We start from the raw sequence: 26,203 nt of genomic DNA on the forward strand, positions 1-26,203 counted from the left end.
ATCTTTTTTTAAAAATATCAATACCTTTATTCTATAATTCTGTAAACAAAAGCATTGCCTTTTTTGTCTATTTTTTCAATTATTCCGCATTTTGCGAGAATGTTAAGAGAAATTGCGGCATCACTTCGATGTATATGCGTTGATTTGGCGTATTCAAGGGAACCGAATTTTTCCGGCAGATCAAGGGGGAGAAGCTTTACGAAATCCTTCGCGGAGTTAAGACTTATTTCACATATAAGCTCATCCGGCACCATATCAAATTTTACCCCGCGGTGTCCGGCTCCTTTTGCGGATGGAACACGGTATTCCGAAGCGTTTATTACCATTATGCAAAATGAAAGATTTTCGTTATCAATTAACTGACGAAGACCGTATACCTCGGGAAGAAAATCGTAGACAGAGCCTTTTTTTGGAGATTTTCTCTTTCCCGACACCTCAAGGCTATCGGGGTTAAGCTTGTAAACCGTTTTTTGTGCAACAACGGGAAATACTACGCATACCTTGTAGTAAGGCAGAAATTTTTCCAGCTTTGTTTTCAGCCTGTACAGAGAATGAGTCTGTATTTCAAAAATTTTACCATCGCGGCAGATATCTGCTATACTTCCCATAACACCCACTTCGTGAAAGTCGGTATCGGGCTCGATATAACGCTTCAGTACCGCGTGTATGCTCTTTTCGCCGTAGGTTCCGAAGCCGGCATATTCCTTCATGGCGAAAACCACTTGCCCGCGTGCCTTTTCAAATCTTTCGTTCATAAAATCACCTTTGACATTATACTACAATTTTCCTGCTTTTTCAATATAATTTTTAAAATTATCAAAAGGAGAAAAACTATGCCTGAATCTAAAAATAAATATTCGCTTCGTTTGCATGATAATGCCCGATTTGATTACATTTCTGTGCATGCGGACACTTCGCCCGAGGCATTGGAAAATATCAGAAATAAGCGTTATGCCATGAAAAAACATTATACCCGGATTAACACGGAATTTGCAGCCCGTCACGGTATTCACCCCATACATTCAAGCGGATATTCACACTATATGATAGCAGAACTTACCGAACGCGAAGCGATCGCCGTGAGGAAAGATGCTTGTGTTCAAAGCGTTACGCTATATGAGGATGTACCGATCGTCAATCACCAGAGCGATATTATTTCACGTCAGATAAAATCTGACAATATAACAGGCTCGCACTCAGTATCCTTTCCTCCGTATCTGGGGAACGGCGTTGGTATAGGGGTAGTTTCAGCCCAAAATCTTACATTTATTCCACAGGCGCTTCAGCTTACCGGACTTGAAGAACAGGGACGGATTGTGTACCTTGAGGGGGCGTCGGCAACAGAAGAGGCGGTACATTCCACTGTTGTTACAAGTATAATAGTTGGAAAAAGCGTTAGCTTTGACGTGGTTGAGTATCGCGGTGTCGCACCGTTGAGTACAGTGTATTTTGCTCCGTCTTTTGATAAAATCGGAATGTATGAGGCGATAGAAAAATGTGTTGATAACGGAGCATCAATCATTAATTACAGCGCCGGCGAAGCGTTCCCGGATGGCGAATACAGTGACTTTGATTTCCAGATAGACACACTCATTTATAATGTGGGGTTTTGTTTTGTGACCTCTGCGGGCAATGCAAGCTTCGTTTCAAGCCCGGCAACGGCATGTAACGGTATCACGGTGGGGAATGCGCAAACAAAAGATTCTCGCGAAACTGCAGAAATGCCACCGTATCAAATGTTTTGCAAAGCGCAGGACGACTGCTCTGCATACATTCAGGCAGAGTATCTTCCGAACAAGCCTGATATATCTGCTCCCGGAACTTACGTACATTACATAAACAGCGTCGGAAAAATAGAATTCAATCTGTACGGTACCAGCTTCGCCGCCCCGTATGTAACCGGAGTTGCAGCGCAGATTGTTGAAAAATACCCCCGGGCGGCATTTTCGCCTCTTATCATAAAAGCGGTGCTTTTATGCGGTGCAAATCCACGTGCGATAGATTCACGTGACGACCCTCCGGTTGCGGAATTTGACAGACTTCGCGTTAAAAGCGGTGCAGGACTTTTGGATTCCGTTTCATCACTTGAAAGTACGGAATTCAAAAGCGGAACACTGTCTTTGGGAAAAAGCGAAAATACATCGATTATGCTGAGAAAAGGGCAGACGGTGCGTGCTGTGCTTTGCTACTTTAAATCCCCACAGGATATTTCAAGTGGCTTTACGGGCAACATCACTCTTGAACTACATACACCGGGAGGTACACGCGCCGCATTCTCTGATTCAATACGTGAAAATGTCAAAGTGATTGAGTACACTTCCGGTGTGTCGGGAGAACATATACTTAAAGCAGTAAATTCACAAAACCGGGATGCCCGTGATGAAACATATGCGCTGGCGTGGAGAATACTGCCGGCTTGACAAAATTCGTGTTGTATGCTAAAATCTGAATGAAAGGATTTGGTGTACATATGAAAATGATATTGTTGTATTTGGCGGTTGTCTGGGTTGTTTCTGCCGTTATTACCGTGTATGATAAGCTTGCTGCAAAGGCAGGCTGGAGCAGGATAAGCGAAAAAAATCTTTTGCTTACGGGACTTATCGGCGGAGCTCTTCCGATGTATTGCGTTATGCAGATGATACGCCATAAAACAAAACATGCAAAGTTTATGATTTTGCTTCCTCTCATGGTATTTTTTCACATTGGGCTTGTTGTTGCATATGTATATTTTGCGTGATTTGAATTGTGGAAAAGCGACAAGATTGACAAAAAATGAAAAAACTTTTTAAAAAATATTGACAATTTGCTCAAAATGGTATATACTGTGAATAGTTGTTGGGATAAAATTTTTTGATTACTCCTGTCATCTGCCGTCAGACAGGTGATTGAGAGATACAATTTTTCTCCTTTGGACAATACCGCCTCGAATAGTTCGTGGCGGTATTGTTTTGTCAGCTAAAGAATATCCGCACAGCAAGACAGGATATGATTACGGCAAATATCTGGGTGGCAAATGCCGCAGGCAGGGCGTGGCGCGTGTTTTTTATATTCACCGCGCCGAAATATACCGAAACCGTGTATAGTATCGTGTCAGTACATCCGGCAAGCACGCAAGCGCATCTTCCTGCGAAAGAATCAGCCCCGTATTTAATTAAAATATCGTTTACCATTGCGGTTGCACCGCTCCCCGAAACAGGCCTCAGAAGAATGAGTGGAACTATTTCTGACGGTATGCCGATTTTGCCGAGAACGGGTGTCAGTATTCCGCCGAGCGTGTCGGTAAATCCGCTTATGTTCAGCATATAAATAGATGACATAAGTATTATCATGACGGGGGTAAGCTCAAAAGCGGTTTTAAAGCCTCTTATCACACCGCTTGTAAATGCCGTATGCATATCGTTTCTTGAAAATATCACAGTAAAAGCAAATGCTGTCATTATGGCGGGAATGGCAAATACACTTATTTTTTCCATTACCGTTTACCTTCTTTAGAAAATGCGGAAAGCCCTTTTGTGATTGCCAGGGCAAATGCAACCGTTGCTGCGGAGCATATCCATACGGGCGGCATAATTTCATACGCATTTTGTGAGTTAGCCATCGTACGCAGCGAAATGAGCGTTGTCGGAATCAATTGAAGCGAAGCTGTGTTCAGTACACTCAGCATCACCATGTCATTGGTGTGTACACCCGCCTCCTTCATTTTTTTCATAGCAGTTATTCCTGCAGGCGTGGCGGCGTTTCCCAGCCCCAGAAAATTGGCACATACATTTACGGATATTTCCTGCATGGCAGCATTTTTCTTTGAAGCATCCGGGAAAAATACTTTCAGAACAGGACGTATTATGCGTGCGAAAATGTCAAGCAATCCGCATTTTTCAAACACATTCATAATACCGCACCAGAACCCTGTCATAGCCCCCAATTCGAGCATGAATTTTACGGCATTCACCGCCCCTTTTATACATTCGCCGCTCAGTTCTCCCAGTTTTCCGTTAAGTGCCGAAAAAATAACAGCCGCAATAATTATGGCAGAATATGCTTTGCCGATCATAAAAAAATCCCTCGTAAAATAATATGAATTTTCATTTAACAATTACTGGAAAATGCAAAAAAATGTTTTTAAATTTGTTAATTTATGTAGAAAAACTTGATTTTTATGTCGAATTTTGTTATGATGTCCCCGATAATACATGTTGTACAATAATCTATCCTGACAGGAGTGTGAATTTGTAATGAAAGAGACTATTTCCGTTCGTACCATTGATACACTTGGACGTGTTGTTATCCCAAAAGAAATCCGAAACCGTCTTGATATAGGTGACTTTGACAATCTTGAGATTTCGTGTGAAAACGACGTTATCACCATCCGCAAAAAAACCCCATCCTGTATATTCTGCCGAGCTACCGAAAACCTTAAGGAATTTCAGGGCAAGCCGATTTGCATGAACTGCATAAACACCATCAGAAACGCAGGGAAAAATCATTAAGTATTGTCGTAACAAGGCGAAGTATCGTGAAATCGGTACTTCGCTTTTTTATTTCGACCATAAATATCTGAAAATGAGCCGCGGTGCCAAAACCGTATTTATTACGACGGCGGAAAATGCATGCTTTTTGCAGTGCAATATTATACAATTACACTGTAATAAATTTTGGAGGGTTGAATATGAATAAACTGATTTTTTTCCCCGGACGCACCAGGACGCAGAGCATTGACCGTTATGCCCCACGGCAGAACGTGAGATACATTCCCGCCGAGCTTATTTTACCGTGCCCTTTTCAGGCTCGCAAGAATTATGACGGCGAGAGTATAATACGTCTCGCCGACAGCATACGAAGATACGGTATCATAGAGCCGATCGGAGTGAGAAGATGTACCGCAGGTAAATATGAAATTATATTCGGCGAACGGCGTATGCGTGCCGCACAGCTTGTTGACCTTGACGAAATTCCATGTATAATCATGGAAAATATCAGCAGAAAAACCGCATTTGAACTGGCTTACGCCGAAAATACACTGCGGGAACCGCTAAATCTTGTCGAAAAGGCTCAATGTGCCCAGACTCTTGTAAGACGATTTGATTTGTCAAGAAGTCAGGCTTGTGAAAATCTTTCGGTGTACCGGAACGAAATGTCATTTATGATGGAAACCTTGAGACTTTCCGCAGAGGAAAAGGATATAATATGCCGATCCTCTCTTACAAGGGAGCATATAGAACCTCTTTTGAAAATCGATAATTCCCATGTGCGTCTCCACCTTATGCGGCTTATTGCCGATAAGGGTGTACCGTCGGCGGGGTGCAGACAGTTTATAGATGAATTCATGAACCGACCTGCTCCCAAGCAACCGCCTCGGCACAATATAAAACCGCATCCCGTGCGTAGGTTTGTTCTGGGCGACATACGTCTGTTTGTCAATTCCATTGACCATGCGGTGGAGCTGGTAAAAAATGCAGGTGTGGACATACACTGTGAAAAGGTTATGGATGACGAAAATATATCATACACCATAAATGTGTCTGGAAAAAAGAAAAAAGACAAGGAAAACTTTTAATTAATTATATGTCAGCTTATTGACTTTTAATACTGTTTTTGATATAATATACTTATCTGCGGAGATACGGCTTGACGAAAGCTGTTTTTCGCCTGAAAAAACGCGGAGGTGAAGCGGAAATGGCTGTTATAATTGCTTTGATAAATCAGAAAGGCGGCGTGGGCAAAACCACTTCGGCTGTAAATATTTCCGCCGGTCTCGGCTTTTTTGGAAAGAGAACTTTACTTTGCGATATTGACCCTCAGGGAAATGCCACCAGCGGAGTGGGTGTCAACAAAAAAGATGCTGCGTTTTCCATATACGATGTGCTCAGCGGATCGGCTGACATGAATGATGCGGTTATTCATACAAAGTATAAAAATCTTGATGTAGTGCCATCAAATATAAATCTTGCAGGCGCAGAAATCGAGCTGGCAGAACGTGAAAACCGTGAATGCATACTTCGTAAAAGCCTTTGGCAGATTTACGATAAATATGACTACATAATCATCGATTGCCCGCCGTCACTCGGCATGCTTACACTGAATGCTCTTGCCGCATCAGACAGAGTGATTGTTCCCATGCAGTGCGAGTACTACGCACTTGAAGGACTTTCACAGCTTGTTTTTACCATAAAGCAGGTCAAAAGGCTTTATAACCCTCAGCTTACTTTGGACGGAGTAATACTCACGATGTACGACGGCAGATTGAATCTGTCTATTCAGGTTATGGAGGAAATAAAGAAATATTTTCCCGACAAGGTGTACAAAAATGCCGTTCCGCGTAATGTGCGTCTGAGCGAAGCACCCAGCCACGGTATGCCGATAATCTATTATGATAAATATTCAAAAGGCAGTCTTGCTTATCTGGAAATTGCAAAAGAAATCATTTCCAAAAGCCCGGCAGAAGCCTCAAACAATTAAAGGAGCTTTCACCTGAGCGTGAAAAAAGGATAAGTATTATGTCAAGACCCACCGGACTCGGCAAAGGTCTTAATGCGCTTTTTGCCGAAAATGAAATAACAACACAAAACCCCAATGAAATAACAACCCTGCGTATATCATGTATAGAGCCGGATAAAGACCAGCATCGTAAGAGCTTTGATGCGGCACTTCTTGATGAATTGGCACAGTCCATAGCGCTTCACGGCGTTATTCAGCCTATTGTAGTACGCCCTCTTGCAAACGGTAACTACAAAATAATCGCAGGCGAGCGCCGTTGGCGTGCTTCGAAGCTTGCGGGACTGGATGAAGTCCCCGTAATAATACGCGATATTGAAGATATGGAAGCGGCGGAAATCGCGCTTATTGAAAATCTTCAGCGTGAGGACCTCAATCCCGTTGATGAGGCTAACGGATATCACAGGCTTATTACCGATTTTAACATCACTCAGGAGGAAGCCGCAAAAAAAGTAGGCAAGTCCAGAACGGTTATAACAAACGCTCTCCGACTTCTCAATCTTCCGGCGGAAGCGCTGACACTTCTTAAGGAAAAAAGAATTTCCGCCGGGCATGCCAGAGCTCTCCTTGGATTGAAGGATGCTGAAAGAATTCCCGATATTTGCAAAATGATTACCGAAAAAGCAATGTCGGTTCGCTCGGTGGAATCGCTTGTGAAACAGATTAATTCACCCAAGGCTCAAAAGAGCCAGCAGGAGCTTTCAAAGGATGCTTATATGAAAGAGACCGAAAGAAAGCTTTCCTCTGAGCTTGGCAGAAGGGTAAATATCAAATATAATTCCGGTAAGGAAAGCGGTTCACTGGTACTGGAATATTTTGATAATGACGATTTGGAAGAAATTTTGTCGCTTTTGTGCAGAAATGATATAAAAACAGTATTAAACGAAAATTAAAACCGAAAGGAAGTAATATAAATGCTTGATATAAAACTTATCAAGGAAAACCCCGAATATTATAAAAAGAGACTTGCTGACCGTCAGAAGAGCTACGATGCTGACATTGATGCTCTTATGACGCTGGATGCCGAAAGACGTGCACTTATCGCAGATGTTGAAACCAAAAAGGCAAATCAGAACGCCATCAATAAGCAGATTCCCCAGATGAAAAAGGAAGGCAAGGACGTTGCACCCATTTTTGCCGAAATGAAGGAAATTGCCGCCACCATTAAAAAAGATGATGAGCGTGTAAACGAAATTGACACTCAGATAGAGACTATTCTTCTCAATATTCCAAACGTTCCCCATCCCAGTGTTCCCGTGGGAGCGGATGATAAGGATAATGTTGAAATCAGAAGAAGCGGAACCCCCAGAGAATTCGGCTTTGAGCCAAAGGCTCATTGGGATATTGGTAAGGATTTGGGTATACTTGATCCCGATAGTGCCGCAAAGGTAACAGGTGCACGCTTCCATTTCTACAAGGGCCTTGGTGCAAGACTTGAACGCGCGGTTATCAATTTCTATCTTGACAATCACACCGAGTCGGGTTACACCGAGGTGTTCCCTCCCTACATGGTAAATCGCGATTCTATGCGCGGAACGGGTCAGCTCCCCAAGTTCGAAGAGGATGCTTTCAAGGTTGCAAACGATGACTACTTCCTCATTCCTACTGCCGAGGTGCCTGTAACCAACATGCATAAAAAGGAAATACTTGACGGTGCAAGACTTCCCATCAAGTACTGTGCTTACTCTGCTTGCTTCAGAGCAGAGGCGGGAAGCGCGGGACGCGATACACGCGGTCTTATAAGACAGCATCAGTTCAATAAGGTTGAGCTTGTTAAGTTCTCCAATCCCGACACCTCCTACGACGAGCTTGAATCTCTGACGAACGATGCGGCATCCAAACTGGACTTGTTGGGGCTTCCTTACAGAGTTGTTCTTCTTTGCACAGGTGATATGGGCTTCTCTTCTGCCAAAACTTATGATATAGAGGTTTATATGCCCTCATACGGAAGGTATGTTGAGATATCTTCCTGCTCGGACTTTGAGGATTATCAGGCAAGACGTGCTGATATCAAATTTAAGAACGATCCCAAGGATAAGGCAAAATATGTACATACCCTCAACGGCTCCGGACTCGCAATAGGACGTACCGTTGCGGCAATTCTGGAGAACTATCAGAACGAGGACGGAAGCGTTACCGTTCCCCAGGCTCTTGTGAAATACATGGGTTGCGAAGTAATAAAATAATCAAGCTTTAGCCGAATGTGTCTGTGGCACATTCGGCAATGCACTAAATGGTGATAATATGAATAATTATCTCAACGTAGTCATATGGTCGCTGGCGGCAGGAATATGTCTGTGCAATTTTTACATTTACTATAACAAGGTCATCTTGGGCAGATTTGTACGTGCACTTCTGGATAAAGAGGCTTTTTCACCCGATAATGCGGTTGGGATTTCCGACTTGAATCTTCCTTTGGAAAAAATGGTTAAAATGGCCCTTGGAAAAGGTTCTCAGTCTCTTTATGGCGTTGTATCAAAAACGCAGGACGGCGCGGCGTATTATATCCCCGATGAGAAGCTCACAAAGGCACGCAAAATGTTTTCTTCAAAGGGCGTATCGTTTGTTCTCACTGTATTGTTGTCATTTCTTGTTATAGCGGCGGCGTATCTTCTGACACTGACTGTGCCTGTGATAATTTCATTGGCTGATAGTATTTTTTAAGGAGACTTAATATGAATAATAATCAACCACGCAGAACACCTCCGAAGGCAGTTCGCAGAAAAAGTAAAAAGAAAAAGCTTAACCCAATGTTTGTTGTCATGATGCTTGCACTGTTTGCGGTTATATTTACCCTTCTGTTCGTGTATTTTTCTGTGGGATACCGTTATATAACCTGCGATAACGGAACCAAGTTCCTGGGTATAGTAAAACAGGATATTCCCACAAAGGGCACGGTTTATTACACCGATGGCACAAAATCCGAATTGAAACTGGAAGATAATGCCATCGTTTATGAAAACGGGGATAAGTATTCGGGCGAAATTAAAAACCTCATGCGTCACGGGAAAGGTGTTATGACCTATGCCGACGGGAACGTATATGATGGCGATTTCTTTAACGACCAAATGACCGGCGCAGGCGTATTAACCTACAAGAACGGCGATAAATATGAGGGCGAATTTCTCAACGGAGAACGCAACGGACAAGGAACTTATACCTGGACCGACGAAAGCGGAACCTCCAGCTATACCGGTACTTTTAAGAACAATATGAAGGATGGCGAGGGAACCTATACCTGGAGCGACGGTGCTGTTTATACAGGAACCTTTGTCAATAACGTAAAGAGCGGAAAGGGCGTTTATCATTTTGCCAACGGCGACAAATACGAGGGCGATTTTGTGGATGACAAGCGTACCGGCACCGGCGTATACACCTGGGCAAGCGGAGACCGCTATGAAGGAGAATTCTCGGATAACAAGCTAAACGGAAAAGGTAAGTATATCTGGGCAAGCGGCAGAGAATATGAAGGCTATTTTAAGGATAATGCTATTGAAGTTACCGAGGAACAGCCACAGTAAGGTGGAAAAATGGAAATAAGAGACGAACTTGTTGTTATGGCTCGGACCGCCGGTGAGGCTTCGCGTTTTCTCAATCGTGCGGGCACCGACCAAAAGAATAAAGCACTGGAACATATTGCAGAAGCACTTACACAAAACACCGACTATATCCTTGGCGAAAATGCCAAGGATATTTGTGCCGCAAGGGATAACGGTATCAAGGAAAGCATGATAGACCGTCTTACCCTTACGCGCAAGAGCATTGAAGCGATAGCCGCTTCTGTCAGGAAAGTGGTTGCACTTCCTGATCCCACAGGAATCTCGGAGGGCTTTACACGCCCCAACGGGTTGGTTATAACCAAAACTTCCGTTCCGCTGGGCGTTATAGGCATAATTTACGAATCACGCCCAAATGTTACGGTGGATGCGGCGTCACTTTGTCTTAAATCCTCCAACGCTGTAATACTTCGCGGTGGCAAGGAGGCTATATATTCAAATATAGCGCTTGTGAAAGTTATAAACGAAGCGCTTGCTTCTTGTGGCTTTCCCAAAGGGTGTGTAAACCTGATTGAAAGCACCTCACGCGACTACACTAACGCACTTATGAAGCTTCACGGCTATGTGGACGTTATTATCCCACGCGGAAGTGCAGGGCTTATAAAAGCCGTGTGCGAGAATTCTACTGTACCAGTTATTGAAACAGGTGCGGGTAATTGCCATATTTACGTTGACGAAAGCGCTGATTTTGATATGGCATGTGATATTATCATCAATGCTAAGGTACAGCGTCCGTCGGTATGCAATGCGGCAGAGAATTTGTTGGTACACAGTGCTGTTGCAAAGGATTTCCTCCCTGTCATAACCGAAAAACTCATTGCCAACGGTGTAGAGGTGAGAGCGAGCGGGGAGTGCGCACAATATCTCAACGGCTTTGATGTGAAAGAAGCGAGCGATGAGGATTTTTATACAGAATATAATGACTATATAATTTCTGTTAAAACGGTTGAAAGCATTGATGAAGCAATCAGCCACATAAATAAACACAATACCGGTCACAGCGAGGCGATAATAACAAAAAGCCTTGAAAATTCAACTAAATTTTCCTCCGAGGTGGATGCAGCGGCAGTTTATACCAATGCCAGCACGCGTTTTACCGATGGCGAGGAATTTGGTTTTGGTGCCGAAATTGGTATTTCCACTCAAAAGCTTCATGCACGTGGCCCGATGGCACTCAAGGAGCTTACAACCGTAAAATACATTATATCCGGAAACGGTCAGATAAGATGAAAACAGTTTTGTATATAATTCGCCACGGAAACAGCCTCGGTAATCTTACAAAAACATTTTATGGTCACCATAACGGTCCGCTTACCGAAACAGGCCACGAGCAGGCAAAGCGTGTTGCCGTGTATTTTGAAAATAAAAAGGTTGATGTGATTTATTCCAGCGACCTTATGCGTGCGATCGATACCGTAAAGCCTGTCGCGTTGTCAAAAGGGCTTGAAATTATCGGAGACCGCCGTCTTCGTGAGATATATGCAGGCAAATGGGAAAACCGGAACATTGACGAGCTTATCGCTGAGTATCCCGAGGAATACGGCATATGGCGTTATGATAAAGCCAATTCTCGCTGTACCGGCGGTGAAAGCGTGAGAGAATTGCAAAAAAGGATTTTTGAAGCAGTCACCGATATTGTGCAAAATAATATTGGTAAGAGTATAATGGTTTCCACTCATGCCACACCTATAATGACACTCAAAGCGTCGTTTGAAGACTTGCCCATTGAAAGCATAAACGGAACGGACTATGTTCTCAATGCCTCTGTAACCACGGTTACCTATGATGACGGGAAGTGGGATATTGTAAGCTATGGTGAAAACAGTCACCTGGACGGACTTATAACAGAAATGACGAAAGGTTTTTGATACATTATGAACGAAAAAAGAATGAATCGCAATGCTTCGGCGCTTATTGTACTGTGTTGGAGCGTTTACATGGTCTGTTATATCGGAAGAAAAAACTTTCAGGCATGTATGCCCGCTATGATTGAAAACGGATATTCCGAATCCGTCCTTGGCGCGGCGCTGACGGGATACCTTATTTGTTACGCTATCGGTCAGTTCGTGAATGGCCTTGTGGGTGATAAAGTGTCGCCGAAATATATGTTGTTCACGGGTCTTATCGGCGCGGGAATTGCCAATCTTGCAATGGGACTCAATACAGTGAATGCACTGTTTGCGGTGTTCTGGTGCTTTAACGGATTTTTTAATTCCATGCTGTGGTCGCCCCTTTTGCGTGCTTATGCTATCTGGCTTAATGATGACCGCCGTCGGGGTGCTTCCGTATGGATAAGTGCCACTATTCCGGTGGGCGCTATTGTTTCAACTGTTATTACATCTTTAACATTGAAATGGTCAGGCAATAACTGGCGACTTGTGTTCTTTATCTGTTCGGGAATACTGATAACCATGGCGTTCATTTGGCTTTTCGGAATAACTGCAATAAAGAAATACATAAATTGGATGACCGGGAATAATAACAAACCTGTTGATAATACATCCGAGATTGAATCCGAACCCGTGCAAAAAAAATATTCGTTGTGGCAGATAATCTGGGGCGGCGGAGTTTTGTGTGTCGTTTTCGGAATAATGTTCAATGGCATAATAAAAGACGCGGTAGATGCCTGGACATCTACGTATATCTACGATTTCTTCGGAGTTTCGGCATCAGATGCGGCACTTATCACTACGGTATTGCCCATAGTAAACCTGAGTGGTGCCTTTGTTGCCAATTTTATAAACAGAAGAATAACCGGAAACGAAATAACCACATGTGGTGTTCTGTTTGCAGTAAGTACGGTTACAGTAGGGCTTTTGCTTCTGATAGGTAAATATAACGTTATACTTGCAGTTCTTCTCATAGCAATTACCACCGCTTGTATGTTGGGTGTCAACACAATGTTCCTTACATTTATACCGCTGGGTTTTGCTTCAACCGGCAGAACATCATCACTCACGGGCTTTTTTAATTCCTGCTCCTATGCGGCAGCGGCTGTTGCGGCATATCTTATAGGTCTTATGCAGGAATATGACGTTTCATGGAATATAATTATTATGACATGGCTTGCTGTGGCGGCAATGGGCACACTTCTTTGTTTTGTGGGCAGAAGTACCTACGCACATAACAGACATAAATTTGAATAAAATGCAAAACCAAAAACAAAAAACAGCACATGCAGTTTTATTTCATGTGTATAGCGTTGTGTAAATAACGTGTCGATACGATGACAGTCTTTCGAAAAGGCGATGATATTTTGCCGATTCAAGTCTGTAGCTGTACGAAAGTACTGAAGGACTTGAAGCGGCAAAAAGCGACAAACAGCAGGTGATATTCGATGTATCGCCTGCTGTTAAATTGTTTTTTGCTTTGCTTCTGTCTTTTTTGAAATAAGTAATTTTCGTCGCGGTAGCGCGGCTTTCTCGACAGACTGACAGTCTTTCGAAAAGGCGATGATATTTTGCCGATTCAAGTCTGTAGCTGTACGAAAGTACTGAAGGACTTGAAGCGGCGAAAAGCGACAAACAGCAGGCGATATTCGATGTATCACCTGCTGTTAAATTGTTTTTTGCTTTGCTTGTGCCTTTTTTGAAATAAATAATTTTCGTCGCGGTAGCGCGGCTTTCTCGACAGACTGAACCAGGCAATAAAAATTTCCTGTGTTGCTTTATGCCGTTATTTTACTGTTACAAAAACACCTTTTCCGTTTTCAAGCGTTACATTAAAGTATCCGTTTTCGTCCGGAACTAGGATTGTTGGATAGCCGTTGATATAAGCTGTTACTGTGCCCGAAGCTACCTTGAATCCGATTTCTGCTGATGCCGGTGCCGAAAGGTCGTTGTGATTCACCAGGGTAAATGCGGTAGATGCATCGGTTTTTGACTCAAAGCATCCGATAAGCAGAGGTTTGTCACACTTGATTTCGGTTATGGTATCAAATTTGCAGGGTTGGTCAATTTCCAGCCAGGGACAAGTCTCGGCAGAATAGTTATGGTTGAATGCACCGATATTGCTGTAATTGAGGTATACATCCTCAAAACGCTTGATTTCGTTATGGAACTGCTGTAAAGCGTAGTATGCAGGGGCCTTTTCACCGTTTGCATCAATAGGGGTTTCGTAATGTCCCTTGTAGCTTGCGTATACATAGTACATAATGGCTTTGGCACCAAATGACATTACGGTATATCCCTGCCAGTAAATATCTTCAACATCTGTTGCGCGGTGATTGCTTCCCCAGTAACAGCACTGGTTTACAACCCAGAAATCACGTCCGCTTTCACGGCAGGCGCGCGCTACAGCTTCAATCGCTTTTACATATTCCTTGTATGTTTTCTTTGCAGTGTAGCAGGGGTAAATGTCGGCGCAAATGTAATTCGTGGGTACATTTGCAATATATTCGGAAAGGTATTTTGAGTAGACATCTTTTTGGCTTTCGTAGTATTCAATGGCTGCCGCGCCTGCCCCCTCTGCCAGCTGTGCGTTGCTTGAATAAAGAGGAAGAAGATTGACGTAAGCGATTTTGTCCGGGTAAAGTGCGTTGAATTCTTTTACTCCCTGTCCTATGGCGGGGAAGAGATTGTATCCGGGTTCGTCTACCATGGAGAGACCTGCATAAGGAATTATATCTGCGTAAGCCTCTATGTAATTTGCTTTTGATGGGTCGAATATGCGCTCTGCCGTCATTGCGTTCCAATCGCTGTATACAAATTCGATTCCGTATCTTTCGTACCATTCAAAGCCGTTCTGTTTTGAAATGTTGCTCAGATGAGGCGGCTGAAGTATGGCAAAATTGATGCCTGCCTCGTGCATTGCCCTTACCTGGCTTTCATCAAAAAGATTGAGATCCTCGGGATGGGGGATGTATGCACCGAGAATAAGTCTGTCCTTTGAAAGCGGTTTGAATTCCATTGAACTTTCGCTTGTTTCAAAGAAATCGAGCTCCAGACCAAGTATGGATTTTATAAGACGTGCCATTACGGTTGCAACCTCTGCACGTGTGGAGCTGCCGTAGGGGTCAAATATTCCGTTGCCTTTGCCGTTTATGATCCCAACTGATTGAACCGAGGAAATCGCTGATTTTACAGCTTCGTCGAGAGAGGCTATGTCGGTGAATTCTTGAGCGGGAGCTTCTTTGAAGGTGTAGCCGTATATGCTGATGTATTTTGAAATGTAAAGAGCCATATCGCTTCTCGTTATAGGCTCATCCGGGAAAAACAAGCTTTTGGAAATTCCGCTTGCTATACCGGAGGTGCATGCCCATTTTATATAAGGCGCATAGTACTCTGAAACATTAACATCGCCAAAGCCTGTTTCCCCTTGATATAGCGCGGTGTCAACATTTTGCATTCTTCCCAGCACTGTTATGAACATACCGCGGGTCATAGCAATGTCGGGACTGAACTCGGTAGGACTTGTACCACCGAAAAGATTGCGGTTTGAAGCGTACATTATTGTTGCGTAGCCCCAATGTCCCGCAATATCATCATACTTTTTGCTGTTGTATTTAAGTCCATAGGTTCCTGCACGGTTTGCAACATATATTGTTCTGCCTGCATTGGAATGTGAAAGCGCCACAACATTTTCGTTTCCTTGTGCATCGGTGTACTTTACAACCGGACCACCTATTATCTTATCGGGATTCTCCGCAGTTGTATTGGAAATGGAATACTGTTCGATTTCTTCACCTGCTTTTACCGTTCCGGCAGGGAGAATTATTTTCTGTGTTCCGTAATTTACGGTTACGGTGTCATGACCTTCCGGAGGGAGTATGCTACCTGCAGAATAAGCTTTTGCGGCTTCTACGTTCGGGAAAAGTGCCACGTAGTCAAGAATGATAGCAATCTTTTCCGAATTGATATGTGGGTCATAACGTATGCCGGTTATGATTCCATTCCAAGCGGAAGAAGAAATATCTTTCTTCATGTCGATGATCAGATCCTGCCACTGACCGTCTGCAACAAAATCTACCTGATGGTAGGTACCATTATCACCCATCTGCGCATTTTTGGTGCTGAAGAATATTTGTGCAGATTGATTTGTGCCAAGGTTTTCTTCCGTTTTGAAGCGTATTTTCAAGACACTCAGGTCATCGGCATAGAAATATTCTTCCTCGGGCAGGGTACGTGTGATATGCGGGTCATTTCCGCTGTTTATCAAACGTAGATAACCGCTGTCAAAATCGGTTTTTACTTGATACGAATTGGTGAGATAATTTCTGAAGTCTGTAAGACTACGGAAAGAATATATGATATTTTCCGGTTTTTCGGTTCTGAGAATTTTATTCTTTGCCTCTTCGAGCTGTTTTTCGTGCTCGATTATGTCTTGTTCTGTGACTTCAACGGGATACATCATCATCGCATATTCATTGTCGAACAGGGCAATGTAGTCAAGGTAAATATCGGTTGTTTCCCTGGAAACAGTAGGGTCATATCTGAGTTGCTTGAGCGTACCGCTGTAAAGAGAAAGCTTTGAAAGATCCAATGTTGCTTCGGTGAATTCATCAGCATTTACGGCACAGTTCAATTCTGTGTAACTTCCGGGGGCACCCAATTCACCGCTTGAGTCGGTTTGGGTGAAAATTTGCGCGGTTATACGTCCGTCAACGCCAGCGGTCTTGAAACGGACTTTAATGTATTTATATACCGAGGTGTCAATATCAAGGTTGATTACCGGTAAAAAAAAGTACGGGTCATTGCTTTTGTTGGTGAGCTTTGTAACTCCGTCTTCAAGAGCGACAGTGAGAGAACCTTTGTTTGTGATGTTTGTTTTGATGTCCTCCTGGGTGTTAAATGTGAAGACTATTGGCTTTGCGGCAAAAGCAGCTGTGACAAGTACTAAAATAAGTGCCAGAAACATAAGGATTTTTTTCATATTTTTCCTCCTTAATATTATATGAATGTGAGTCAAGTATAGTGGAAAATATACACATTGTAAATGGAATAAAAGCGCTTTTATGGAATTTTTGAAACGTAACTTAAATACACAAACCGCAAAAACCGCTTTTGTACAAGTGCGTTTACAAATAAAAACCGTTTGTCTGCAAAAGCAGACAAACGGTTTTTGTGAAAACTTTTGTTATTATTCAGCTACGGGAGTCTGTTCCTGAGTATCAGCTTCGCCCTCGGTTACAGGCTCGGTGCCTTCAACAGTGCCTTCGGCAACTGTATCATCGGTGACTTCTGCTGCATCGTTGTTCTCAACAGCTGCTTCGCCATTGTCTTCGACAACAGCATCACCGTTTTCAATAGCATCGCCTTCGGTGTTTTCAGTTGCAGTATCATCAGCAACTACACTGTTTTCAATATCATTGCCGTCAATCTCGATGTATTCCATTTCGTTGGGCTGCAGTACATATACAACAACAACCAGAATAACAAAGATTATAGCAACGATAGTAGTAAGCTTGGAGAGCATAGCGTCAAGAGAACGACCTTTGGTCTTGCCAAAGAAAGTCTCAGCGCCGCCGGCAATAGTTCCGGAGAGATTGTGGCTCTTACCGTGCTGCATAAGAACTGCAACGGTCAGAAATACAGCCATCAATAACAAAAGTACGCAAAGAACGATTGTCATTTGAATTCCTCCTAAAATATTTTACACGCTATATCGGCTTAGTCGCTGATATAGGGGAGAATAGCGATATGACGAGCACGCTTGATAGCTGTTGTAAGCTGTCTCTGGTGCTTAGCGCAAGTACCGGTAATTCTGCGGGGAAGAATCTTAGAACGCTCCGAAACAAACTTGCGAAGACGGGGAACGTCTTTGTAGTCTATATGCTCAATTTTGTCTGCGCAGAAAGCACAGAATTTTTTTCTCTTCTTGGTGTTCTTAAAATTTTTCTGCATATCCTTATCCATGACGAAAAACCTCCTTTAAAAATTTTCGTTTCAGAACGGCAAATCCTCATCGGTAGCCATTTCTTCAAAATCAGTATCTTTCGAAGCATTGCTGTAAGGTGCAGGCTCGGCATTCATCATGGGAGCGGAAGCTCCGGGAGCGTTGTCGGATTTGCGTTCCACAAAGGAAACCTCATCAGCTACAACCTCGGTGATGTAATGCTTCTGACCCTGCTGATCGGTCCAATTTCTGGTTTGGAGCGATCCGCAAACAAGAATGCTCTTGCCTTTTGAAAAATACTTTGTCACAAATTCAGCCGTGTTTCTCCAGCAAACAATGTTGATGAAATCGGTCTGCTGCTGAGAAGAATCGCGGGAAAACTTGCGACCGACGGCAATGGTGAAGGAAGTAACGGCAATACCCGTCTGAGTCTGTTTGAGTTCCGGGTCTGCAACAAGATTTCCAATCAAGATAACCTTATTGAAAGCTGCCATTGTTTTTTTCCTCCTTATTCTTCAACTTTAACGGTAAGGGAACGAAGAATTCCGTCAGTGATGTTGAAGACTCTTTCGAGCTCAGCGGGGAAATCGTGAGCTGCGGAATAGTTAACAAGTGTGTAGTAACCGTCGGTTACGTCATCGATGGGGTATGCAAGCTTTCTCTTGCCCCAATCTTCCACCTTTTCAACTGTTCCGTTAGCGCTGATCATATCCTTGAACTTTGTGATCAAGGTGTTAACCGCTTCTTCTTCAAGCTCTGCGCTGACAACGAAAATGGTTTCGTACTTAGAAGTAATCTTTTCCACTTCTTTTACACCTCCTTATAGACTAAAGGCCTGACGCTTATGCGAAAGGCAAGGAATACGGACGGATATGTCCGCAATACAAGTAATTATACAATATTCACTTAATTTTGTCAATACCTTTTTTGAAAAAATTTACATTTTATAAATATATGCAGAGACGGTTAAAAACGCCTCTGCATACATAAAACTATTTAATTATTTTCAGAGCACCGGTAGGACATACCTTGGCGCACTTTTGACAATCTCTGCAGAATGCCGTAACACTGTCGTCCCTGAATTCGGGCTTAATAACCGTTTTAAATCCGCGGTCCACAAGTCCCAGAATACCTTTTTTGACATCCTCTTCGCATATACGTACACACAGATTGCAAAGAATACACTTGCCCTGGTCGCGTTCGATGGAAGCAAGACGCGTTTCCTTGAAACTGCTGTGAAGTTCACCGCATAAACGTCCCGGGTCTATTCCTTCAACCATGTTGGCGTATTTTATGAGTCGGCAGTCAGCGTAGTCGTGACATCCGCATTCAAGGCATCTTGATGCTTCTTTCATTGCCGCTTCGCGAGTGAGCCCAAGATTAACTTCTTTGAAGTCATGCTTTCTTTCCTCTGCCGGACGATGAGGCATTTTAACACGGGGCATTTTTTGACGGTCTGCAAAGAAGTCGGGAGCAGGCTCCGTTTTTGAAAGATAGGGAGCTTTGTAAGGCACTTGATTTCCGTTAAGATAGCTGTTTATGACCTCTGCTGCTTTGTTTGCTTCGCCTATCGCACTGATAGCGATGTCCGCACCGCGGTTTGTAGCATCACCGATAGCAAATACACCGTCACATGATGTGCGGAAAGTGGCTGTATCTGCAGAAATTATACCGCGCTGATTAAGCTCAATACCGTCAAATCCGTTTACGTTGACCTTCTGACCGATAGCGGCTATAACACTGTCGGCTTGCAGGATTTCAAATTTTCCTTCAACCGGAACGGGACTGCGTCTGCCGCTGGCATCCGGTTCACCCAATTCCATTATCTGAAGCTTTACGGCACTTACCTTTCCGTTTTCGCTAATTATTTCGGCAGGGTTGCACAGGAATTTGAAGTTTACACCTTCCTCGCACGCTTCAATGTACTCTATTTCTTCGGCGGGCATTTCGTTGCGGGTTCTTCTGTAAATGACATAGACGTTTTCAGCGCCAAGTCGTACTGCTGTTCTGCATGCGTCCATGGCAGTGTTTCCGCCGCCTACAACAACAACATTTTTACCTATATCGGGTTTGTTGCCGAGAGCTACCTCACGTAAGAAATCTATACCGCCGAACACTCCGTCGGTATTTTCTCCGTCGCATCCGACTTTTGAGGATTTCCAGGCACCGATAGCTATGACTGTGGCATCGTTTGAGGCTTTTATTTCCTCGAATGAAATATCCTTGCCTATTTTGCAGTCACACAACATTTTTACACCCATCTTAGCAATGGATTCGATTTCTGCATCAAGAATCGCTTTGGGGAGACGGTACTCGGGAATACCGTAACGAAGCATACCGCCCATTTTAGGCATGGCGTCATACACCGTTACCTCGTGACCTGCTTTGCGCAGGAAATACGCCGCCGTAAGACCGCCCGGACCTCCGCCTATTATTGCGACCTTTTTTCCTGTGTCGGGTGATACTTCGGGCATATATTTGTCATTCGAAAATAAATCTGCATCCGAAGCATAATACTTAAGATGCGCAATGGAAATGGGTTCCTCAACCATTTTTCTGCGGCAGGCTGTTTCGCACGGATGGGGGCATATTCTGCCGATGGAAGAGGGGAGAGGAAGCTTTTCCTTTATTATTTTTACCGCTTCTTTTTCATTTCCGAGAGCTATTTGCTTCACATATTCCTGACAGGAGGTTCCTGCGGGGCAATTAAGCTTGCATGGACCGACGCAGTCGCCCTTGTGGTCAGACATGAGAAGCTCCAGTGCTATTTTTCGTGCCTGCTTTACACGCGGACTGTCCGTATGTATTACCATGCCGTCGCTTGCAACTGTGGCACAGGCGCGGAGAAGCTTGGGCATTCCTTCGGCTTCAACAACGCATACACCGCACGCACCGTAAAGCTTGACTTTTTCGTGATAGCACAGGGTGGGTATTTCTATTTTGTTGGCAAAAGCAATTTTAAGTATGGTGTCTCCACTGTTCCCGGAGACCTTCTTTCCGTCTATTGTTATGTTTATTGTACTCATTTCAAAACCTCAATCTGCAGATATTGCACCGAATTTACACAGTGTGATGCATTGTCCGCATTTTATGCATTTTTCTCCGTCTATGCTGAATGCCTTTCCCTTTTCTCCGGAGATGGCTGAAACGGGACATTTTTTCGCACAAAGTGTACATCCGCGACACTTCTCCGGAGCGATGGTGTATGAAAGAAGAGCTGTACATTCCTTTGCGGGACATTTTTTGTTATTGATGTGCGCATCATATTCATTCTTGAAATATTTAATAGTTGTAAGCACGGGGTTGGGTGCAGTTTGTCCAAGACCGCACAGCGCTCCGTCTTTAATACCGTGGCAAAGCTCTTCAAGAAGCTCGGTGTCTCCCTCTTTGCCGTTGCCGTCCACAATGCGGGTGAGTATTTCCAGCATGCGTTTTGTGCCTATACGGCAGTGTACGCATTTGCCGCAGGATTCTTTGGCAGTAAAGTCTAAAAAGAATTTGGCCATACCTACCATACATGTGGATTCATCCATTACAACCATGCCGCCCGAGCCCATGATAGCACCTGTCGCCGCCAGAGCTTTGTAATCGATTACGGTGTCGAATTTATCGATCGGGATACATCCGCCGGAGGGACCTCCCATCTGTACGGCTTTGCATTTTTTGTCATTTTTAATGCCGCCTCCGATGCCGAAAATAACATCGTTCAGCGTCATTCCCATGGGAACTTCAACCAGACCGCCGCGCTTGATTTTGCCTGTAAGAGCAAAAACCTTTGTACCCTTGCTGTTTTCGGTACCCATCGCGGAGAACTTTTGCCCGCCGTTGAGAAGTATCCATGCCACATTTGCAAAAGTTTCTACGTTATTAATATTGGAAGGCTGATTGTTATATCCGCACTGCGCGGGGAAGGGAGGTTTAAGTCTGGGCATACCTCTGTTTCCCTCCAACGATTCGATAAGAGCGGTTTCTTCACCGCACACAAATGCACCTGCACCTGCTTTTATACGCATATCGCAGGAAAAGCCCGTACCCATGATATTGTCGCCCAACATACCTTTTTCACGTGCCTGCTTTATGGCATTTTCGAGTCTGATAATGGCAAGCGGATATTCCGCACGCACATATACAACCGCATGCTGTGCACCTATCGCGTATGCTGCTATCATCATACCTTCAATAAGATTGTGCGGGTCACTTTCAATTACAGCTCGGTCCATAAATGCACCCGGGTCGCCCTCGTCTGCATTACATATCAAATACTTTGGCTCGGATTGGGAAGCTCTTGCAGCGTTCCACTTGAACCAGGTGGGGAAGCCCGCACCTCCTCGCCCTGCAAGCCCCGATACTTTTATTTCTTCTATTACCTCTTCGGGTGTCATTTGTGTAAGCGCTTTTCTGAGTGCCGAATAACCGTCTGCGGCTATGTACTCATCTATGTTCGTTGGGTCTATTACACCACAGTTGCGCAGAGCAATACGTGTTTGTTTGTCAAGAAATGATTTGTCTTCATCGGATATTTTCAATTTTTCTGTAATTGAAAAATCATCAGTTTGAATTGCATTCGCTATGTCAGCGGCATCGCTTTCCGACACTTTTACAAGCCGTGTTATAAGGGTGTCATCTTCGTATATGTCTACAATCGGCTCAAGGTAGCACATACCGATACATCCTGTGATTCCGAGAACGGCTTTTGAAGTATCAAGATGTTTTTTTATCGCATTGTAGACCTTGCCTGCACCTGCGGCAATTCCGCAGCTGCCCTGACCGACTACTACTCTTTTCATTGTTCATCCCCCTTTTGCGTCTGTTCACGAAGAGCACGCAGTATGCTTACGGTTTTTTCGGGAGTAAGAGAACCGTATGTCTCTTCATTTATCATCATAACGGGCGAGAGACTGCAGCATCCCAGACAAGCCACATTTTTCAATGTGAAAAGTCCGTCATCTGTTGTGTCACCGTCACCTATACCTAATTCTTCGGTTATTGCCGAAAGTATCCTTTCGGAGCCGTTCACATGGCATGCTGTTCCCTGGCACAGCATGATAAGATATTTTCCTACCGGCTTCATGCGGAACTGGGTGTAAAATGTTGCCACCCCCATTACTTTTGCCGGAGTGCTGCCGGTTCTTTCGGCAATATGATAAATCACATCTGTCGGAAGATATCCGTAAATATCTTGCGCTTTCTGCAGAATAGTGATAAGACTTCCGCTTATATCTGCATATTCTGCAAGAACGTTATCCATCAGCGACAGATCGCTTTTGTTGCAGTTACAGTTACAGTTGCACATTTTCTGTTCCTCTTTCTATGTTGCATTTAATTTAACACCACATAATTATACTATAAAATCACGCATAAATCAATAGTAATTTCAAGATAACATGCCATTTTGTTGAAAAGCCTAAAAAAACAAAAAAACTGTAAAAATTACAGAAAAATTATCATATTGCATTGAAGTTGCTTGCAAAAAATGAAAAAAACAAAAAATTGCAAAAAACTATTGACAAAATTTGATATCTGTGTTATAATAACGAAACAAAGAAGAGGATTACTCCCACCCTGCGTACTCAGATACAGCAGCGGTCAATAGCTTCGGACTGCTTTTTGGCGGGTCTGTGTCTGTTGCCGTGGGTGATTCTCGCGGTATTTTTTATTTTTTGGAGGTGCTTAGTATCAGCACGAAAGAACTTCTTATCAACGAAGAGATAAAAGCCGCTCAGGTTCGTTTGGTAGGCACGGACGGAGAACAGATGGGAATTTTTAATTTTTCCGAAGCACTCAGCCTTGCATATAACAAGGGTCTTGACCTTGTTGAAATGGCACCCGGTGCAAAGCCTCCGGTATGCCGCATAATGGACTACGGCAAGTATCGTTTCGAGCGCGAAAAGAAAGAAAAGGAATCACGCAAGAAACAAACGGTTGTCGAAATCAAAGAAATCAAGTTTTCCTGCCGTATTGATAAGCATGATTTTGAAACCAAGATTAACCACGCCCACAGATTTCTGCAGAGCGGAAACAAGGTGAAGATAACCATTACCTTTTCCGGTCGTGAAATGAACCGCCAGAGCATGGGTTATGAGCTTATGGAGCAGGTGGCACAGGCTTGTGAAGAGTTTGGCGCGGTAGATAAGAAGCCATCTGTTGAGGGAAGATATATGACAATGTTCATTGTTCCCAAGGCACCCGCAAATAACAAAGCAAATTAATAAAAGGAGAGATAATAAAATGGGAAAATTCAAGACACACAAGGCGTCTGCCAAGAGATTTACAGTGACCAAGAGCGGTCTTGTAAAGATGAATCATCAGGGAAGAAGACATAAGCTGGGTCAGAAGACCACCAAGCGTAAGAGAATGCTCAGAAAGGCAGCTTACATCAGCGAGTCCTTTGCACCAATCATCAAGAGAATCGTTCCTTACAACGGTTAATATTTAACTTACGTTTTACGAATTTAGGAGGAATTATAAATGGCAAGAGTTAAAGGCGCTATGATGACGCGCAAAAGAAGAAAAAAAGTATTAAAGCTGGCTAAGGGCTACTGGGGTGCAAAGAGCAAACACTTCAAGATGGCTAAACAGGCCGTAATGAAGAGCGGTAACTATGCTTTCACCGGCAGAAAGATGAAGAAGAGAGACTTCCGTTCTCTTTGGATTACCCGTATTTCCGCTCAGGCTAAGGTTAACGGTATCAACTATTCCCGCTTTATGTGCGGTCTGAAGAAGGCGGGCATCGACCTCAACAGAAAGATGCTGGCTGAACTCGCAGTAAGCGACAAAGAGGCATTTGCAAAGCTCGTTGAGCAGGCAAAGGCTGCATTATAAGAATTATAATTGGCTGTAACAGGGAAGAAATTCCCCGTTGCAGCCTATTGCCGTAATTAGAGATAAATATAATCGGGACAACCTTTATCGGTTGTCCGTAATGTTATATTCCGAAAGTAAATACATAATATTGTTATGAATAATAAAAACACACCTAATATCCGTATAAAGCTCATGCCCACACAAATAATACTTTTTGGTTTTCTTGCTTTGGTCGCAGTGGGCACACTTCTTCTTATGCTTCCGGTTTCATCAAGTACCGGGCAATGGACCGATCCTCTCACTGCATGCTTTACTTCTGTGAGTGCAAGCTGTGTAACAGGTCTTGTGATGGTGGATACCGCTACATACTGGAGCCTTTTCGGTCAGATAATAATATTGATAATGATACAGACAGGCGGCTTGGGCTTTATGTCCGTTTTGCTGATACTGTCTATGCTTATAAAGCGTCGCGTTACTCCGAGAGAAAGCATAATAATGGCTCAATCGCTGGGCTTTGATTCCTATGGCGGATTTCGTAAAATTGCTTTGCGTATTGTGGGCGGAACGTTCGTGTTTGAATTCGTTGGTGCCGTGATACTCAGTGCAAGATTTATCCCGATTTTCGGAGCGGCAAAGGGAATATATTTCGGTATTTTCCATTCCGTATCTGCGTTCTGTAACGCAGGCTTCGATCTTATGGGGAATTTCAGTGGAAAATTCTCAAGTCTTACGGCTTTTACCGATGATCCTACTGTCAACATAACAATAATGCTTCTTGTAATAATCGGAGGAATCGGATTTATTGTGTGGGAGGATGTCCTTTCATACAGCCGTGCCAAGGGACTGAGCTGCTATACCAAGCTGGTGCTGATTACGTCTTTTGTGCTTGTATTTTCTGGCGCTGTATTTACGTTTTTTGCAGAATCCGGAAATCCCGATTTTTCCGATATGACAGACAGAGTGCTTGCATCCTTTTTTCAATCGGTGTCTACAAGAACGGCGGGATTTAATACTGTTGAACTTACCGCACTTTCCGATATAACAAAAATGTTCAGCTCGATTCTTATGTTTATAGGCGGATCCGCAGGTTCTACGGCAGGCGGCGTAAAAACAGCTACCGTGGCACTTCTTGTTATAACAGCTTTTCAGATTTCCGGAGGCAAAAAAGAAGTTACGGTTTTTAAAAGAAATATCGACACAGGTGTTATAGCCACTGCTTTGTCAGTTGCTGTAATTGCGTTGATTCTGGTGACATTATCAACTTTCGCAATTTGCTCTATTGATGGCATAAGCTTTACTGATTCCTTCTTTGAATGTGCAAGCGCACTCAATACTGTCGGCATGAGCATAGGCGTCGCGGGAAACGGGCATACGGTGTCAAAGTTAATTCTTATGCTTCTCATGTTTTGCGGGAGGGTTGGTATATTGACGATGACTTATTCAGCTTCGTTGCGCCGTGCACGCCGTGAATCAGCCGTCAAATATCCCTGCGGAAACATCATAATAGGTTAAAGGAG

General features: G+C 43.6%; 27 protein-coding genes. 16 read left to right on the forward strand and 11 right to left on the reverse strand.

The window, feature by feature from the left end:
- Positions 1-26 precede the first annotated feature (26 nt).
- Positions 27-608, reverse strand: coding sequence for a hypothetical protein (locus tag E7588_00070; GenBank protein MBE6687655.1), 582 nt, complete (start codon positions 606-608; stop codon positions 27-29).
- Here E7588_00070 and E7588_00075 point away from each other — a divergent pair.
- Both E7588_00075 and E7588_00080 read left to right on the forward strand, forming a co-directional pair.
- Positions 552-2,420 (forward strand): hypothetical protein, encoded by a 1,869-nt coding sequence (locus E7588_00075; protein MBE6687656.1) that lies wholly within the window; start codon positions 552-554, stop codon positions 2,418-2,420. The genes E7588_00070 and E7588_00075 overlap by 57 nt on opposite strands.
- 29 nt (positions 2,421-2,449) lie before the next feature.
- Positions 2,450-2,737 (forward strand): DUF1294 domain-containing protein, encoded by a 288-nt coding sequence (locus E7588_00080; GenBank protein ID MBE6687657.1) that lies wholly within the window; start codon positions 2,450-2,452, stop codon positions 2,735-2,737.
- A 214-nt stretch (positions 2,738-2,951) separates the two neighbouring features.
- On the opposite strand, the gene E7588_00085 is transcribed toward E7588_00080, so the two are convergent.
- Together E7588_00085 and E7588_00090 are read right to left on the reverse strand one after the other, a co-directional pair.
- A complete protein-coding gene (locus E7588_00085) occupies positions 2,952-3,473 on the reverse strand; it encodes a spore maturation protein (GenBank protein MBE6687658.1) in 522 nt (173 codons plus the stop codon).
- Positions 3,473-4,051 carry a hypothetical protein gene (locus E7588_00090; protein MBE6687659.1) on the reverse strand — a complete coding sequence of 193 codons (579 nt, stop codon included), beginning with the start codon at positions 4,049-4,051 and terminating at the stop codon, positions 3,473-3,475. Before E7588_00090 ends, E7588_00085 begins: the two co-directional genes overlap by 1 nt.
- A 181-nt stretch (positions 4,052-4,232) precedes the next feature.
- On the opposite strand from E7588_00090, the gene E7588_00095 reads away from it, so the two are divergent.
- From E7588_00095 to E7588_00140, 10 genes are all read left to right on the forward strand, one after another.
- The gene (locus E7588_00095; GenBank protein MBE6687660.1) at positions 4,233-4,487 is read left to right on the forward strand and encodes an AbrB family transcriptional regulator; all 255 of its coding nucleotides are present in this window, start codon (positions 4,233-4,235) and stop codon (positions 4,485-4,487) included.
- 116 nt (positions 4,488-4,603) lie between these two features.
- Positions 4,604-5,554, forward strand: coding sequence for a ParB/RepB/Spo0J family partition protein (locus tag E7588_00100; GenBank protein MBE6687661.1), 951 nt, complete (start codon positions 4,604-4,606; stop codon positions 5,552-5,554).
- Positions 5,555-5,673: 119 nt separating this feature from the next.
- Positions 5,674-6,456 carry a ParA family protein gene (locus E7588_00105; GenBank protein MBE6687662.1) on the forward strand — a complete coding sequence of 261 codons (783 nt, stop codon included), beginning with the start codon at positions 5,674-5,676 and terminating at the stop codon, positions 6,454-6,456.
- Positions 6,457-6,494: 38 nt separating this feature from the next.
- The gene (locus E7588_00110) at positions 6,495-7,385 is read left to right on the forward strand and encodes a ParB/RepB/Spo0J family partition protein (GenBank protein ID MBE6687663.1); all 891 of its coding nucleotides are present in this window, start codon (positions 6,495-6,497) and stop codon (positions 7,383-7,385) included.
- A gap of 21 nt (positions 7,386-7,406) precedes the next feature.
- On the forward strand, positions 7,407-8,678 hold the full coding sequence (serS, locus tag E7588_00115) for a serine--tRNA ligase (GenBank protein MBE6687664.1): 1,272 nt from the start codon (positions 7,407-7,409) through the stop codon (positions 8,676-8,678).
- A gap of 58 nt (positions 8,679-8,736) precedes the next feature.
- Positions 8,737-9,156, forward strand: a complete 420-nt coding sequence (locus E7588_00120) for a hypothetical protein (GenBank protein ID MBE6687665.1) — start codon at positions 8,737-8,739, stop codon at positions 9,154-9,156.
- Between the two features lie 11 nt (positions 9,157-9,167).
- On the forward strand, positions 9,168-10,013 hold the full coding sequence (locus E7588_00125; GenBank protein ID MBE6687666.1) for a hypothetical protein: 846 nt from the start codon (positions 9,168-9,170) through the stop codon (positions 10,011-10,013).
- Between the two features lie 9 nt (positions 10,014-10,022).
- On the forward strand, positions 10,023-11,279 hold the full coding sequence (locus tag E7588_00130) for a glutamate-5-semialdehyde dehydrogenase (GenBank protein MBE6687667.1): 1,257 nt from the start codon (positions 10,023-10,025) through the stop codon (positions 11,277-11,279).
- Positions 11,276-11,917 (forward strand): histidine phosphatase family protein, encoded by a 642-nt coding sequence (locus E7588_00135; protein MBE6687668.1) that lies wholly within the window; start codon positions 11,276-11,278, stop codon positions 11,915-11,917. Before E7588_00130 ends, E7588_00135 begins: the two co-directional genes overlap by 4 nt.
- Before the next feature lie 6 nt (positions 11,918-11,923).
- Positions 11,924-13,195, forward strand: coding sequence for an MFS transporter (locus E7588_00140; protein ID MBE6687669.1), 1,272 nt, complete (start codon positions 11,924-11,926; stop codon positions 13,193-13,195).
- 529 nt (positions 13,196-13,724) lie between these two features.
- On the opposite strand, the gene E7588_00145 is transcribed toward E7588_00140, so the two are convergent.
- The 8 genes from E7588_00145 to nuoE all read right to left on the reverse strand — a co-directional run bounded on the left by E7588_00145 (position 13,725) and on the right by nuoE (position 23,175).
- Positions 13,725-16,919 (reverse strand): hypothetical protein, encoded by a 3,195-nt coding sequence (locus E7588_00145; protein ID MBE6687670.1) that lies wholly within the window; start codon positions 16,917-16,919, stop codon positions 13,725-13,727.
- 207 nt (positions 16,920-17,126) lie between these two features.
- Complete coding sequence (secG, locus tag E7588_00150; protein MBE6687671.1) at positions 17,127-17,618, reverse strand: preprotein translocase subunit SecG; 492 nt, start codon at positions 17,616-17,618, stop codon at positions 17,127-17,129.
- Positions 17,619-17,656: 38 nt separating this feature from the next.
- Positions 17,657-17,902: a 30S ribosomal protein S18 gene (gene rpsR, locus E7588_00155; GenBank protein MBE6687672.1), complete on the reverse strand. Its 246-nt coding sequence runs from the start codon at positions 17,900-17,902 to the stop codon at positions 17,657-17,659.
- A 30-nt stretch (positions 17,903-17,932) separates the two neighbouring features.
- Positions 17,933-18,376, reverse strand: a complete 444-nt coding sequence (locus tag E7588_00160) for a single-stranded DNA-binding protein (GenBank protein ID MBE6687673.1) — start codon at positions 18,374-18,376, stop codon at positions 17,933-17,935.
- Positions 18,377-18,390: 14 nt separating this feature from the next.
- Entirely contained in the window at positions 18,391-18,678 is a 288-nt protein-coding gene (locus E7588_00165; protein ID MBE6687674.1) for a 30S ribosomal protein S6, read from the reverse strand.
- Positions 18,679-18,874: 196 nt separating this feature from the next.
- A complete protein-coding gene (locus E7588_00170) occupies positions 18,875-20,908 on the reverse strand; it encodes an FAD-binding protein (protein ID MBE6687675.1) in 2,034 nt (677 codons plus the stop codon).
- 9 nt (positions 20,909-20,917) lie between these two features.
- The gene (locus E7588_00175) at positions 20,918-22,669 is read right to left on the reverse strand and encodes an NADH-quinone oxidoreductase subunit NuoF (GenBank protein ID MBE6687676.1); all 1,752 of its coding nucleotides are present in this window, start codon (positions 22,667-22,669) and stop codon (positions 20,918-20,920) included.
- Positions 22,666-23,175, reverse strand: a complete 510-nt coding sequence (gene nuoE / locus E7588_00180; protein MBE6687677.1) for an NADH-quinone oxidoreductase subunit NuoE — start codon at positions 23,173-23,175, stop codon at positions 22,666-22,668. The genes E7588_00175 and nuoE overlap by 4 nt, the downstream gene beginning before the upstream one ends.
- A gap of 367 nt (positions 23,176-23,542) precedes the next feature.
- On the opposite strand from nuoE, the gene E7588_00185 reads away from it, so the two are divergent.
- The 4 genes from E7588_00185 (at position 23,543) to E7588_00200 (ending at position 26,198) form a co-directional block, all read left to right on the forward strand.
- The gene (locus tag E7588_00185; protein MBE6687678.1) at positions 23,543-24,091 is read left to right on the forward strand and encodes a translation initiation factor IF-3; all 549 of its coding nucleotides are present in this window, start codon (positions 23,543-23,545) and stop codon (positions 24,089-24,091) included.
- Positions 24,092-24,110: 19 nt separating this feature from the next.
- The gene (gene rpmI / locus E7588_00190) at positions 24,111-24,311 is read left to right on the forward strand and encodes a 50S ribosomal protein L35 (GenBank protein ID MBE6687679.1); all 201 of its coding nucleotides are present in this window, start codon (positions 24,111-24,113) and stop codon (positions 24,309-24,311) included.
- Between the two features lie 39 nt (positions 24,312-24,350).
- Positions 24,351-24,704, forward strand: coding sequence for a 50S ribosomal protein L20 (rplT, locus tag E7588_00195; GenBank protein MBE6687680.1), 354 nt, complete (start codon positions 24,351-24,353; stop codon positions 24,702-24,704).
- 135 nt (positions 24,705-24,839) lie between these two features.
- A complete protein-coding gene (locus tag E7588_00200) occupies positions 24,840-26,198 on the forward strand; it encodes a Trk family potassium uptake protein (GenBank protein MBE6687681.1) in 1,359 nt (452 codons plus the stop codon).
- The last annotated feature ends 5 nt before the right edge of the window (positions 26,199-26,203 follow it).

The sequence above is a fragment of the Oscillospiraceae bacterium genome (assembly GCA_015065085.1).
In the GTDB taxonomy this organism is placed as follows: Bacteria; Bacillota; Clostridia; order Oscillospirales; family SIG627; genus SIG627.

Excerpts from the sequence above, each read along its gene's own strand:
- E7588_00075 (MBE6687656.1), top strand. The coding sequence starts at position 552 with ATGAGTCTGTATTTCAAAAATTTTACCATCGCGGCAGATATCTGCTAT.
- E7588_00070 (MBE6687655.1), bottom strand. The coding sequence starts at position 608 with ATGGGAAGTATAGCAGATATCTGCCGCGATGGTAAAATTTTTGAAATA.
- E7588_00080 (MBE6687657.1), top strand. The coding sequence starts at position 2,450 with ATGAAAGGATTTGGTGTACATATGAAAATGATATTGTTGTATTTGGCG.
- E7588_00085 (MBE6687658.1), bottom strand. The coding sequence starts at position 3,473 with ATGGAAAAAATAAGTGTATTTGCCATTCCCGCCATAATGACAGCATTT.
- E7588_00090 (MBE6687659.1), bottom strand. The coding sequence starts at position 4,051 with ATGATCGGCAAAGCATATTCTGCCATAATTATTGCGGCTGTTATTTTT.
- E7588_00095 (MBE6687660.1), top strand. The coding sequence starts at position 4,233 with ATGAAAGAGACTATTTCCGTTCGTACCATTGATACACTTGGACGTGTT.
- E7588_00100 (MBE6687661.1), top strand. The coding sequence starts at position 4,604 with ATGCATGCTTTTTGCAGTGCAATATTATACAATTACACTGTAATAAAT.
- E7588_00105 (MBE6687662.1), top strand. The coding sequence starts at position 5,674 with ATGGCTGTTATAATTGCTTTGATAAATCAGAAAGGCGGCGTGGGCAAA.
- E7588_00110 (MBE6687663.1), top strand. The coding sequence starts at position 6,495 with ATGTCAAGACCCACCGGACTCGGCAAAGGTCTTAATGCGCTTTTTGCC.
- serS (MBE6687664.1), top strand. The coding sequence starts at position 7,407 with ATGCTTGATATAAAACTTATCAAGGAAAACCCCGAATATTATAAAAAG.
- E7588_00120 (MBE6687665.1), top strand. The coding sequence starts at position 8,737 with ATGAATAATTATCTCAACGTAGTCATATGGTCGCTGGCGGCAGGAATA.
- E7588_00125 (MBE6687666.1), top strand. The coding sequence starts at position 9,168 with ATGAATAATAATCAACCACGCAGAACACCTCCGAAGGCAGTTCGCAGA.
- E7588_00130 (MBE6687667.1), top strand. The coding sequence starts at position 10,023 with ATGGAAATAAGAGACGAACTTGTTGTTATGGCTCGGACCGCCGGTGAG.
- E7588_00135 (MBE6687668.1), top strand. The coding sequence starts at position 11,276 with ATGAAAACAGTTTTGTATATAATTCGCCACGGAAACAGCCTCGGTAAT.
- E7588_00140 (MBE6687669.1), top strand. The coding sequence starts at position 11,924 with ATGAACGAAAAAAGAATGAATCGCAATGCTTCGGCGCTTATTGTACTG.
- E7588_00145 (MBE6687670.1), bottom strand. The coding sequence starts at position 16,919 with ATGAAAAAAATCCTTATGTTTCTGGCACTTATTTTAGTACTTGTCACA.
- secG (MBE6687671.1), bottom strand. The coding sequence starts at position 17,618 with ATGACAATCGTTCTTTGCGTACTTTTGTTATTGATGGCTGTATTTCTG.
- rpsR (MBE6687672.1), bottom strand. The coding sequence starts at position 17,902 with ATGGATAAGGATATGCAGAAAAATTTTAAGAACACCAAGAAGAGAAAA.
- E7588_00160 (MBE6687673.1), bottom strand. The coding sequence starts at position 18,376 with ATGGCAGCTTTCAATAAGGTTATCTTGATTGGAAATCTTGTTGCAGAC.
- E7588_00170 (MBE6687675.1), bottom strand. The coding sequence starts at position 20,908 with ATGAGTACAATAAACATAACAATAGACGGAAAGAAGGTCTCCGGGAAC.
- E7588_00175 (MBE6687676.1), bottom strand. The coding sequence starts at position 22,669 with ATGAAAAGAGTAGTAGTCGGTCAGGGCAGCTGCGGAATTGCCGCAGGT.
- nuoE (MBE6687677.1), bottom strand. The coding sequence starts at position 23,175 with ATGTGCAACTGTAACTGTAACTGCAACAAAAGCGATCTGTCGCTGATG.
- rpmI (MBE6687679.1), top strand. The coding sequence starts at position 24,111 with ATGGGAAAATTCAAGACACACAAGGCGTCTGCCAAGAGATTTACAGTG.
- rplT (MBE6687680.1), top strand. The coding sequence starts at position 24,351 with ATGGCAAGAGTTAAAGGCGCTATGATGACGCGCAAAAGAAGAAAAAAA.
- E7588_00200 (MBE6687681.1), top strand. The coding sequence starts at position 24,840 with ATGAATAATAAAAACACACCTAATATCCGTATAAAGCTCATGCCCACA.